The following is a 13,620-nucleotide window of genomic DNA, read 5'->3' as shown; positions in this document are numbered from 1 at the left end:
GGACGCGCCGTCCTGGTTGACGGCCGACCCGCGGACGACGGCCAGGATGCGGTGGCCGTTGCGGACCGCGTCGGACTGCCGCTCCAGCAGGAGCATGCCGACACCCTCGGACCAGCCGACACCGTCGGCGGACTCGGAGAACGGCTTGGACCGCCCGTCGGGGGCGAGGCCGCGCTGCCGGGAGAACTCGACGAAGGTCTCCGGGCCCGACATGACGGTGACGCCGCCGGCGAGCGCCAACGAGCACTCCCCGCCGCGCAGGGCCTGCGCGGCGAGGTGCAGGGCGACCAGCGACGACGAGCAGGCGGTGTCCACCGTCATCGCCGGGCCCTCGAACCCGAACGAGTAGGAGATGCGGCCCGACGCCACGGACAGCGCGCTGCCCTGGCCCTGGAAGCCCTCGAACTCGTCGCCGTCGAGCCGGGTGCCGTAGCCGGAGTACATGACGCCGGCGAACACACCGGTCCGGCTGTCGCGCAGGCTGTGCGGGTCCAGCCCGGCGCGCTCGACCGCCTCCCACGACGACTCCAGCAGCAGCCGCTGCTGGGCGTCGGTCGCCATCGCCTCGCGCGGGCTCATCCCGAAGAAGTCCGCGTCGAACCCGGCGGCGTCCTCGAGGAACCCGCCGGAGCGGGCGTAGGAGGTGCCGCGGTGCGCGGGGTCGTCGTCGAACAGGTCGTCGAGGTCCCAGCCGCGGTCGGTGGGGAACCCGGAGATCACGTCGGTGCCCTCGTCGAGCACCCGCCACAGGTCCTCCGGCGAGCCGATGCCGCCGGGGAACCGGCAGCTCATGCCGACGACGACGACCGGGTCGTCCGCCGTGGCGATCCCGGCCGTGTCAGCACCGGTCCCGGCGCCGGTGTCGGTGTCCGGGCCGAGGAGCTCGACGAGCAGGTGCTCGGCGAGCGCGGCGACCGTCGGGTAGTCGAAGATCGCGGTGGCGGGCAGCCGCAGTCCGGTGGCGGCGCCGAGCTTGTTGCGCAGCTCGACGGCGGTCAGCGAGTCGAAGCCGAGGTCGCGGAACGCGAGCTCGGGGTCGATGCGGTCGCCGCCCGCGTGCCCGAGCACGGTCGCGGCCTCGCCGCGGACCAGGTCGAGCAGCGTGGCGCGCCGCTCGGCGCGGTCCAGGGTGCCGAGCCGCCCGGCGAGGCCGCCGGCGGCGGCCGTGGCGGTCGCGGCGCGGCGGGCGGGGGCGCGGACGAGGCCGCGCAGCAGCGGCGGGACCGTCCCGCGACGGCGGAGCGTGGCCAGGTCGAGCCGGACCGGGACGAGCGCGGGGCGGCCGGTGGCGAGCGCCGCGTCGAACAGGGCGAGTCCCTGGCCGGCGGCGAGCAGCGGCATCCCGGAGTCCGCGGCGCGGCGGACGTCGCGCTCGTCGAGACCGGCGGTCATGCCGGCGCCCTGGTCCCACGCACCCCAGGCCAGGGAGACGCCGGGGAGGCCGGCGGCGGCACGGTGCGCCGCGAGGGCGTCGAGGAACGCGTTGCCGGCCGCGTAGTTGGCCTGACCGGCGCCGCCGAACACCCCGGCGACCGAGGAGAACAGCACGAACGCGTCCAGGTCGAGGTCCCGGGTCGCGTGGTGCAGGTTCCACGCGCCGTCGACCTTCGGTGCCAGCACGCGGGCGAGGCCCTCGGGGGTCTGCGAGGCGAGCACGCCGTCGTCGAGGACGCCGGCGGTGTGCACGACGGCGCGGACCGGGTGCCCGGCCACCAGCGCGGTGACCGCGCCGGGGTCGGCGACGTCGCACGCCGCCACCGAGACCTCGGCGCCCAGCTCCTCCAGCTCCGTCACCAGCTCGGCGGCGCCCGGTGCGTCCGCACCGGAGCGGCTGGTCAGCAGCAGGTGCCGGACCCCGTGGGTGGTGACGAGGTGGCGGGCGACGAGGCCGCCGAGCCCGCCGGTGCCGCCGGTGACGAGGACGGTGCCCTCGGTGGTCCAGGGCCGCGGCAGGGTCAGGACGATCTTGCCGATGTGGCGGGCGGCGCTCATGAACCGGAACGCGTCGGGGGCGTCGCGGACGTCCCAGGTGCGGACCGGCAGCGGGTCCAGCACGCCCGCCGCGAAGAGCTCCATCAGCTCCGCGAGCATCTCCCCGACGGCGGCGGGCTCGACCCACGCGAGGTCGAACGCCTGGTACGAGACACCGTCGGGTGCCGCGTCCGCGTCCCGGACGTCGGTCTTGCCCATCTCCAGGAACCGGCCACCGTCGCCGAGCAGGCCCATCGAGGCGTCGACGAACTCACCGGCCAGCGAGTTGAGGACGACGTCGAAACCGGCCCCGGCGAAGGTCTCGGCGAAGTCCAGGGTCCGCGACGACGCGATGTGGTCGTCGGCGACCCCCAGCGAGCGGAGCACGTCCTGCTTCGGCTCGGATGCCGTCGCGTAGACCTCGGCTCCGAGGTGCCGGGCGATCTGCACCGCGGCCATGCCGACGCCACCGGCGCCGGCGTGGATCAGGACCTTCTCCCCCGCCGTCAGGTTCCCGAGCTCGCGCAGGGCGTGCCAGGCGGTGAGGAACACCAGCGGGACCGACGCGGCGGTCTCCCAGCCCCAGCCGTCGGGGAGCCGGGTGAGGCGGCGGGCGTCGTCGACGGCGAGCGAGGAGAAGCTGCCGGAGATCATGCCCAGGACGTGGTCGCCGGGGGCGAGCCCGGTGACGTCCGGGCCGGTCTCGACGACCACGCCGGCGGCCTCGTGGCCGTACCGGCCGGCGTCGCCGGGGTACATGTCGAGGGCCTTGAGCACGTCGCGGAAGTTCAGCCCGGCGGCGCGGATCTCGACCCGCACCTCGTGCCCGGTGAGCGGGGCGGTCGCCTCCGGGTACGGCACGAGCGCGAGCCCGTCGACACTGCCGGGGGCGGTGCTGTCGAGACGCCAGGCGTCCGCAGCCGGTACCCGGAGCCCGGGACCTGCCTCCGCGCGGGCCAGCCGCCCGGCGAGCAGCGCGCCGTCGCGGACCGCGATCTGCGGCTCGCCGGTGTGCAGCGCGGCGAGCAGCAGGCGGCCGTCGTCGGTGGTGCCCGCGGTCCCCGGGTCGCGGTCGACCAGCACGATGCCGTCGGGGAACTCGGACTGCGCGGAGCGGACGAGGCCGTGCACGGCGGCGGCGACGACGTCGGTGGGTGCGGTCCCCCCGGCGGCGACGGCGCCACGCGTGACGACGGCCAGCCGCCCGGTGGCGGCACCGGCGGTCCACTCCTGCAGCAGGTCGAGGACCGCGGCGGTCAGGGCGTGGGTGGTGGCCGCGGTGCCGGTGTCGGTGCCGGTGCCGGTGCCGGTGTCGGTGCCGTCGACGGTGACGACCACCGTGTCCGGGAGGTCGTCCGCCAGGGCGGCGAGACCGGTGTGGACCTCTGCCTCGGCGCCCGCGGCGGACAGGCCGTCGGCGACCTCCGCGGCGGCCGCGCCGCCCCGGCCGATCCCGATGACGGCGACCCTCCCGGGCTCGGGGGTGCCGGTGGGGGTGCCGGCCGGGGTCCAGTCGAGCGCGAACAGCGCGTCACCGGTGGCGTCGCCGGTGGGTGCGAGCTGTGCCTCGGCGACCGGGCGGACCGCGAGGGTGTCGATCGTCGCGACGGGGTGGCCGGCGGGGTCGGCGGCGGCGATCGCGATGCCGCCGCCGGTGCGGGTCAGACGAACCCGGAGCGCGACGGCCCCGGTGCCGTGCAGGGTGACGCCCTCCCAGGAGAACGGGAGTCCGGCGGAGCCGTCGTCGTCGAGCATCCCGGCGTGCAGGGCGGCGTCGAGCAGGGCGGGGTGCAGCCCGAAGCGGGCGGCGTCGTCCGCCGCACCGTCGGCCTGCTCGGGCAGCGCCACCTCGCCGTAGACGGTGTCGCCGTCCTGCCAGGCCGCGGTCAGGCCCCGGAACACCGGGCCGTAACCGAACCCGGCGTCGGCGAACCGCTCGTAGCACCCCTCGACGTCGAGCTCGGTCGCCCCGGCGGGGGGCCAGGTCGTGGCGTCGAACCGCGCCGGCTCCGGCGCGTCCGCGGTGAGGGTGCCGGTGGCGTGCTGGGTCCAGGGTGCGTCGCCGGCGTCGTCGGGCCGGGAGTGCACGGTGACGGTGCGGCGGCCGTCGTCGTCGGCGACGCCGACCCGGACCTGGGTCCGGACGGCGCCGCGGGCGGGGACGACGAGCGGCGCGGCGAGGGTGAGCTCCTCGACGCGGTCGCAGCCCACCTCGTCGCCGGCCCGCAGGGCCAGCTCGAGCAGGGCGGTGCCGGGGACGAGGACGGTGCCCCGCACGGTGTGGTCGGCCAGCCACGGGTGGGTGGCGAGCGACAGCCGCCCGGTGCAGAGCACGCCCTCGCCCTCGGCGAGCTCGACGGCGCCGTGCAGGACGGGGTGCCCGGTCGCGGTGAGCCCGAGGGCGCCGGCGTCGGTCGCCGGACGGGTCGCGGCGGGCCAGTAGGTGGCGTGCTGGAAGGCGTAGGTCGGCAGGTCGACGCGGCGGCCGCCGGGAAGCAGCTCCGTCCAGCCGACGCGGGCGCCGGCGACGTGCAGCCGGGCCAGCGCGGTCAGGGCGGCGCCGGCCTCGTCGCGGTCGCGGCGCAGGACGGGAACGGTCTCGGTCGTCTCGTCGGGCAGGGTGTCGCGGGCCATCGCCGAGAGCACGCCGTCGGGGCCGAGCTCCAGGAACGTCGTCGCACCGGCCTCGGCCAGCGCCCGGACACCGTCGCCGAAGCGGACGGCCTCCCGGACGTGCCGCACCCAGTACCCGGGGTCGCACAGCTCGCCGGGCCCGGCGAGCGCCCCGGTCAGGTTCGACACCACCGGGATCACCGGCTCGGCGTAGGTCAGCTGCTCGGCGACGGCACGGAACCCGTCGAGCATCGGGTCCATCAGCGGCGAGTGGAACGCGTGCGAGACCGCGAGCCGCCGGGTCCTGCGGCCGGTGAGCTGCTCGCCGACCGCGGCCACGGCGTCCTCGTCGCCGGAGACGACGACGGCGGACGGGCCGTTGACGGCGGCGATCGCAACGCCGTCGGTGAGGTGCGGGCGCACCTCGTCCTCGCTCGCCTGCACGGCGAGCATGGCGCCCCCGGTGGGGAGGGCCTGCATCAGCGACGCACGGGCCGCGACCAGCCGGGCGGCGTCGGCGAGGGAGAACACCCCGGCGACGTGCGCCGCGGCGATCTCGCCGATGGAGTGCCCGGCGACGAGGTCGGCGCGCACACCCCAGGACTCGACGAGCCGGTGCAGCGCGACCTCGATCGCGAACAGGGCGGGCTGGGTCGCTCCGGTCTCGTCGAGCGCGGCGGCGGCCGCGTCACCGGTGCCCCAGACGGTCGCCCGCAGGTCGCCCCCGAGCTCGGCGTCCAGGGCCGCGACGACGGCGTCGAACGCGTCGGCGAACACCGGGAACCGCGCGTGCAGCTCGCGGCCCATCCCGAGCCGCTGCGAGCCCTGCCCGGAGAACAGGACCGCGGTGCGGCCCGCGCGGGCGCGGCCGGTGACGGTCGCCGGGTCGCTCGCGCCGTCGGCGAGCGCGGCGAGCGCCCGCCCGGTCGCGTCGGCGTCGGTGGCGAGGACGACGGCGCGGTGGTCGAACGCGGAGCGGCCGGTCGCCAGGGAGTGGGCGACGTCGACGGGGCGCAGCTCCGGCCGCCCGGTGACGGCGCTTCGGAGCCGGGCGGCCTGGTCGCGCAGCGCCTCCGGGGTCTTCCCGGACAGCACCCACGGCAGCGGGCCGTCGGGCCCGGGCTCCGCCGGTGCCTCGGCCGGGACGGCGGCGGGCTGCTCGACGATCACGTGGGCGTTGGTGCCGCTGATCCCGAACGACGACACGGCGGCCCGCCGGGCGCGGCCGGTCACCGGCCACGCCGTCTGCCCGGTGAGGAGCGCGACGGTGCCGTCGGACCAGTCGACGTGCGACGACGGCGCGTCGACGTGCAGGGTCCGCGGCAGCACCCCGTGGCGGAGCGCCTGCACCATCTTGATCACCCCGGCGACGCCGGCGGCGGCCTGGGTGTGGCCGATGTTGGACTTCAGCGAGCCCAGGTGCAGCGGGCGTGCCGGGTCGCGGCCGGCGCCGTAGGTCGCGATGAGCGCCTGCGCCTCGATCGGGTCGCCGAGGGTGGTGCCGGTGCCGTGCGCCTCGACGGCGTCGACGTCCGACGGGCTCAGACCGGCGCTCGCCAGTGCCCGGCGGATGACGCGCTGCTGCGAGGGCCCGTTGGGGGCGGTGAGGCCGTTCGAGGCGCCGTCCTGGTTGACGGCCGACCCGCGGACGACGGCCAGGATGTCGTGACCGTTGCGGACGGCGTCGGACTGCCGCTCCAGGACGAGCATGCCGACGCCCTCGGACCAGCCGACGCCGTCGGCGCCGTCGGCGAAGGGCTTGGAGCGGCCGTCGGCGGCGAGGCCGCCCTGCCGGGAGAACTCGACGAACGTGGCCGGGGTCGACATGACGGTGACGCCACCGGCGAGAGCCAGCGAGCACTCACCGGACCGCAGGGCCTGCATCGCCCAGTGCATGGCGACCAGCGAGGACGAGCAGGCGGTGTCGACGGTGACGGCCGGGCCCTCCAGCCCGAACGTGTAGGACACCCGGCCCGAGGCGACGCTGCCGGCGCTGCCCTGGCCCTGGAAACCCTCGTACTCCGGGCCGCCGAGGTTGTCGGCGTAGTCGTGGTACATCACGCCGGCGAAGACACCGGTGGCGCTGCCGCGCAGCGAGACCGGGTCGATCCCGGCCCGCTCGACGGCCTCCCAGCTGGTCTCCAGCAGGAGCCGCTGCTGGGCGTCGGTGGCGGTGGCCTCGCGCGGGCTCATCCCGAAGAACCCGGCGTCGAACTCGGCGGCGTCGTGCAGGAAGCCGCCGTGCCGGGTGTAGGAGGTCCCGGCGTGGTCGGGGTCCGGGTCGTAGAGGCCGTCGAGGTCCCAGCCGCGGCCGGTGGGGAACGCGGTGATCGCGTCGGTGCCGTCGCCGACGAGCTGCCACAGGTCCTCGGGCGAGGTGACCCCGCCGGGGTAGCGGCAGGCCATCCCGACGATGACGACCGGGTCGTCGGCGAGCGGCGGCAGCGCCGCGGGTTCCGGTGCGAGCGGGGCCGCGGAGCCGACCAGCTCGGTGCGCAGGTGGGTGGCGAGCGCCGACAGGGTCGGGTGGTCGAAGACGGTCGTGGCGGGCAGCCGCAGACCGGTGGCGGTCGCGAGCGTGTTCCGCAGCTCGACGGCGGTGAGCGAGTCGAAGCCGAGGTCGCGGAAGGCGCGGTCGGCGTCGATGTCGGCGCCGGAGGCGTGCCCGAGGACCAACGCGGCGGCACCGCGGACGACGTCGAGCAGGGCCTCGTGGCGCTGGTCGTCGTCGAGGCGGGCCAGCCGGGCGACGAGCCCGGCGTCGGCCGCCGCCGCGGCACCGGCGGCGGTGCGGCGCGGTGCGGTGACGAGTCCGCGCAGCAGGGCGGGGACCGGGGTCCGGCCGCGGAGCGCGGCGAGGTCGAGGCGGGCGGCGACGAGGGCCGGGTCGCCGGTGGCCGGTGCGGCGTCGAACAGGGCGAGGCCCTCGTCGGCGGTGAGCAGCGGCATCCCGGAGTCGGCGGCCCGGCGGACGTCGCGCTCGTCGAGGGCGGCGGTCATGCCGAGCCCCTGCTGCCAGGGTCCCCAGGCCAGCGCGGTGGCGGGCAGGCCGGCGGCGGCGCGGTGCGCGGCGAGGGCGTCGAGGAACGCGTTGCCGGCGGCGTAGTTCGCCTGACCGGCGCCGCCGAACACCCCGGCGACCGAGGAGAACAGCACGAACGCGTCGAGGTCGAGGTGCGCGGTCGCGCGGTGCAGGTTCCAGGCGCCGTCGACCTTCGGGGCGAGCACGGTGTCGAGGCGCTCCGGGGTGAGCGAGGCGAGCACGCCGTCGTCGAGGACTCCGGCGGTGTGGACGACCGCGGAGACCGGGTGCGCGCCGGGCACACCGGCGACGAGCGCGGTGACGGCGTCGGCGTCGGCGACGTCGCAGGCGGCGACCGACACGTCCGCGCCGTGATCCTCCAGCTCCGCGACGAGCTCCGCCGCACCCGGCGCGCCCGCGCCGGAACGGCTGGTCAGCAGCAGGTGCCGGACGCCGTGGGCGGTGACGAGGTGGCGGGCGACGAGTCCGCCCAGTCCACCGGTGCCGCCGGTGACGAGCACGGTGCCCTCGGACGACCACGTCGTGCCGCCGGTCGCGGCGGCGCGGGTCAGGCGGGCGGCGAGGACCTCGCCGCCGCGGACGGCGAGCTGCGGCTCGTCGAGGGCCGGTGCGCCGGCCAGGTCACCGGTCGCGGCGGCGTCGGCGGCCGGGTCGAGGTCGAGCAGGCCGAACGCACCGGGGTTCTCGGTCTGCGCGGAGCGGACCAGCCCCCACACCGCGGCGGCGGCGGGGTCGGCGACGGACTCGTCGCCGGTCGCGACGGCGCCGCGGGTGACGAGCACGAGCCGGGACCCGGCGAGCCGGTCCTCGGCCGACCACCGCTGGAGCAGGTCGAGGGTGGCGCCGACCCGGGCCCGCACGTCGCGCGGGGTGTCCGCGGCGGCGGCCGCCGCGGGCACCGCGGCGAGCACGGTCGCCGGCACGGGCGCGACCCCGGCACCGGTGACGGCTGCGTCGGCTGCGTCGGCTGCGTCGGCTGCGTCGGCGAGGAGTGCGTCGAGGGAGTCGTACCGGGTGCGCCCGTCGGCGAGCGCGTCGGTGACGGGGTCGCCTGCGGCGCCGAGCACCGCGAACGGCACGGTCTCCGCACCGGCGGACGGGGTGGCGGGGTTCCAGTCGAGCCGGAAGAGGGCGTCGCGCACGGCCGCGCCGGTGCCGAGTGCGGCGGGATCGACCGGGCGGGCCAGCAGGCGTCCGGCGGTGGCGACGGGCTGCCCGCCGGGGTCGGCGACCGCGACGGTCAGACCGCCGCCGTCGGCGGGCTCCAGGCGCACCCGCAGCGCGGTCGCACCGGTGGCGTGCAGGGTGACGTCCTCCCAGGCCCACGGCAGCCCGCCGGTGCCGTCGCCGGTGAGCAGCACGGCGTGCAGGGCGGCGTCGAGCAGGGCGGGGTGCAGCCCGAACCGGGCGGCGTCGTCCGCGGCGCCGTCGGCCTGCTCCGGCAGCGACACCTCGGCGTAGAGGGTGTCGCCGTCCTGCCAGGCCGCGGTCAGGCCCCGGAACACCGGGCCGTAGCCGAACCCGGCGTCGGCGAACCGCTCGTAGCAGCCCTCGACCGGCAGCGGAGCCGCACCGGCCGGCGGCCAGGTCGTCGCGTCGAACCGCACCGGCTCCGGCGCAGCCGTGGTGAGGGTGCCGGTGGCGTGCTCGGTCCACTCGCCGGTGTCCCCGGGGCGGGCGTGCACGGTGACGGGTCGGCGCCCGGTCCCGTCGTCGGCCCCGGCCCGGACCTGCACGGCGACGGTGCCGCCGGTGGGCAGGGTCAGCGGTGTGCCGAGGGTGAGCTCCTCGACGGCGGTGCAGCCGACCTCGTCGCCGGCCCGGACGGCGAGCTCCAGCAGCGCGGTCCCGGGCAGCACCACGGTGCCGGCGACGGTGTGGTCGGCGAGCCACGGCTGCGCGGACGCCGAGAGGCGGCCGGTGAGCAGCGCGCCCGCGCCGTCCGGGAACGCGACGGCGGCGCCGAGCAGCGGGTGCCCGGCGGCGCCGAGCCCGGCCGCGCGGACGTCGCCGCGGGCAGCGCCGGCTCCCGGCCAGTAGCGGCGGTGCTGGAAGGCGTAGGTCGGCAGGTCGACGCGGGCGGCACCGGTGCCGTCGAACACCGCGGCCCAGTCGGCGCGGACGCCGCGGACGTGCAGCGCGGCCAGCGCGGTGACGACGGCGACGTCCTCGGAGCGGTCGCCGCGCAGCACCGGCACGGTGACGGCGGTACCGCTGCGGGGCAGGGAGTCCTGGGCCATGGCGGACAGCACGCCGCCGGGCCCGATCTCGACGAACGTGGCGGCGCCGCGGCCGGTGAGGGTGGTGACGGCGTCGGCGAACCGGACGGGTTCGCGGACGTGCCGCACCCAGTACCCGGGGTCGCACAGCTCGTCGGCACCGGCGAGGTCACCGGTCAGCGAGGACACCACCGGCACGGCGGGGGCGGCCGGATCGAGGCCGGCGACGACGGACCGGAACTCCTCGAGCATCGGCTCCATCAGCGGCGAGTGGAACGCGTGGCTGACCCGCAGCCGGCTGGTCCGCCGTCCGCGGTCGGCGAGCACCGCCGCGACGGCGTCGACGGCGTCACCCGAGCCGGAGACGACGACCGACGACGGGCCGTTGACCGCGGCGATCGCGACGTCGTCGCCGGTGAGCAGCGGAGCGACCTCGTCCTCGGTCGCCTCGACGGCGACCATGGCGCCGCCGGTGGGCAGCGCCTGCATGAGGGTGCCGCGGGCGGCGACCAGGCGTGCGGCGTCGGCGAGGGTGAACACGCCCGCCACGTGCGCGGCGGCGATCTCGCCGACGGAGTGGCCTGCGACCAGGTCCGGGGTGACGCCCCAGGACTCCAGCAGCCGGTACAGCGCCACCTCCAGCGCGAACAGCGCGGGCTGGGTGGCGCCGGTCTCGTGCAGCGCGGCCTCGCCGGTGTCGCCGCGGCCCCAGACGACCGGACGCAGGTCGGAGCCCAGCTCGGCCTCCAGCGCGGACAGCGCCGCGTCGAACGCCTCGGCGAACGCCGGGTAGCGGGCGTGCAGCTCCCGGCCCATGCCGAGGCGCTGTGAGCCCTGCCCGGAGAACAGGAACGCGGTGCGGCCGGTGGCGGCGCTGCCGGTGACGACGGCCGGGTCGGGCTCGCCCGCGGCGAGCGCGGCCAGGCCGCGCAGCGCCTCGTCCGGCCCGGTGCCGACGACGACGGCGCGGTGCTCGAGGGCGGCGCGGGTGCTGAGCAGGGACCAGCCGACGTCGGCGGGGCGGAGTGCCTCGTCGTCGCGGACGCGGGTGAGGAGGCGGGCGGCCTGGTCGCGCAGCGCGTCGGCGGAGGCGCCGGACAGCGCCCACGGCACGGCCGGGAGCTCCCGCGAGCCGGTGGTGACGGCGGGCGTCACGACCGGGGCGGGCTGCTCGACGATCACGTGGGCGTTGGTGCCGCTGATCCCGAACGAGGAGACGCCGGCGCGGCGGGCGCGGCCGGTCTCCGGCCAGGCCACCTGCTCGGTCAGCAGTTCGACGGTGCCGTCGGACCAGTCGACGTGCGACGACGGCGCGTCCACGTGCAGCGTGCGGGGCAGCACCCCGTGCCGCATGGCGAGCACCATCTTGATGACGCCGGCGACACCGGCGGCGGCCTGGGTGTGCCCCAGGTTGGACTTGACCGACCCGAGCAGCAACGGCCGCTCCGGATCGCGGTCCCGGCCGTAGGTCGCGATCAACGCCTGGGCCTCGATCGGGTCACCCAGGGTGGTGCCGGTGCCGTGCGCCTCGACGACGTCCACGTCACCCGCGGCCAGCCCGGCGTTGGCCAGGGCCCGGCGGATGACGCGCTGCTGCGACGGCCCGTTCGGCGCGGTGAGCCCGTTGGATGCGCCGTCCTGGTTGACCGCGGACCCGCGCAGCACCGCGAGGATCTCGTGGCCGTTGCGGAGCGCGTCGGACCGCCGCTCCAGGACGAGCATGCCGACGCCCTCGGACCAGGCGACGCCGTCGGCGCCGTCGGCGAAGGCCTTGGAGCGGCCGTCGGGGGCGAGCCCGCGCTGGCGGGAGAAGTCGACGAACGTGCTGGGGGTCGACATGACGGTGACGCCGCCGGCGATGGCGAGCGTGCACTCCCCGGCCCGCAGCGCCTGCGCGGCGAGGTGCATCCCGACCAGCGACGACGAGCACGCCGTGTCGACGGTGACGGCCGGGCCCTCCAGCCCGAGGGTGTAGGACACCCGGCCGGACGCGACGCTGGGGGCGCTGCCGTTGCCGCGGAAAGCCTCGTGCTCGTCGCCCGTCAGCGTGGTGCCGTAGTCGTTGTACATGACACCGGCGAACACACCGGTGGCACTGCCGCGCAGGCTGGTCGGGTCGATCCCGGCCCGCTCCACCGCCTCCCAGCTCGTCTCCAGCAGCAGCCGCTGCTGCGAGTCGGTGGACAGTGCCTCGCGGGGGCTCATCCCGAAGAACCCGGCGTCGAACTCGGGGGCGGTGTGCAGGAACCCGCCGGCGCGGACGTGGGTGTGCCCGGGGCGGTCCGGGTCCGGGTCGAACAGGTTCGCCAGGTCCCAGCCGCGGTCGGTCGGGAAGGGGCCGGTCGCGTCGGCACCGTCGCCGACGAGCCGCCACAGGTCCTCGGGCGAGGCGACCCCGCCCGGGTAGCGGCACGCCATCCCGACGACGACGACCGGGTCGTCGGCGACCGCGGCGGCCGGGACCGGGGCAGCGGCGTCGGCCGCAGCAGCGTCGGCGGTGTCGGTGTCGGTGCCGAGCAGCTCGTCGCGCAGGTGGTCGGCGAGCGCGCCCGGCGTCGGGTAGTCGAAGACCATCGTCGCGGGCAGCCGCAGCCCGGTGGCGGCGTTCAGACCGTTGCGCAGCTCGACCGCGGTGAGCGAGTCGAAGCCGAGGTCCTGGAACTGGCGGCCGGTCTCGACCTGGCCGGGGTCGGCGTGCCCGAGGACCTGGGCGATCCGGTCGCGGACCAGGTCGAGCAGCGCCTCGCGGCGGCCGGCGGCGTCCAGCCCGCCGAGCCGGGCGGCGAGGTCACCGGCCGACGGCGACGCCTGCGCGGCGGCGCGGCGGGCGGGGCGGCGGATCAGGCCGCGCAGCAGCGGCGCCGGCTCGCCCTGGGCGCGCAGGGCGGGCAGGTCGAGCCGGACCGGGGCGAGCGCGGCGGACGTGGCGTCACCGGTGACGGCGAGCGCGGCGTCGAACAGGGCGGTCCCCTGCTCCGGGGTCAGCGGCGGCATCCCGGAGCGGGCGATGCGCTCGACGTCGACGTCGCCGAGCGAGCCGGTCATGCCGACGGCGCGGCTCCACGGGCCCCAGGCGAGCGCGACGGCGGGCAGTCCGGCCGCCCGGCGGTGCACGGCCAGCGCGTCGAGGAAGGCGTTGCCCGCGGCGTAGTTGGCCTGGCCGGGGCTGCCGAAGGTGGCGGCGACCGAGGAGAACAGGACGAACGCGTCCAGATCGAGGTCGCGGGTGAGCTCGTGCAGGTGCCAGGCCGCGTCGGCCTTCGGGCGGAGCACGGTGTCGAGGCGCTCCGGGGTCAGGGAACCGATCACGCCGTCGTCGACGACGCCCGCGGTGTACACGACGGCGGTCAGCGGGTGCGCGTCCGGGACGCCGGCGAGCAGCGCGGCGAGCGCGGCGCGGTCGGTGACGTCGCAGGCGACGGCGCGGGCGGTCGCGCCCAGCGCGGACAGCTCGTCGACCAGCCCGGCGGCGCCGGGGGCGTCCGGGCCGCGGCGGCCGGCCAGCAGCAGGTGCCGCACGCCGTGCTCGGCGACGAGGTGCCGGGCCAGGACGCCACCGAGCCCGCCGGTCCCGCCGGTGATCAGGACGGTGCCGTCGGGGTCCCAGTGGTGCGGCTCGGCGCCGGCCGGGATGCGGACCAGCCGCGGCACGAGGACGGTGTCGGCGCGGACCGCGAGATCGGGCTCGTCGGCCGCCGCGGCCAGCGCGGAGACGAGCGCGGCGGTGTCGACGGCCGGGTCGGCGCCGGTGGCGTCGTCGGGCAGGTCGAGCAC

General features: G+C 77.4%; 1 protein-coding gene (running past one end of the window). It reads right to left on the bottom strand.

The annotated features are described in order from the left end of the window. Window positions 1–13,620 carry the 5' portion of an SDR family NAD(P)-dependent oxidoreductase gene (locus tag AD017_RS25860; protein ID WP_369822005.1) on the bottom strand. The gene continues 15,120 nt to the left of window position 1, outside the view, so the window shows 13,620 of its 28,740 coding nt (coding positions 1–13,620); it begins with the start codon at window positions 13,618–13,620; its stop codon lies off the left edge, out of view.

The organism is Pseudonocardia sp. EC080619-01 (assembly GCF_001420995.1).
Classification (GTDB): Bacteria; Actinomycetota; Actinomycetes; order Mycobacteriales; family Pseudonocardiaceae; genus Pseudonocardia.
Note: the sequence above shows the minus strand (reverse complement) of the source record. Positions and strands in the feature narration are given on the sequence as shown.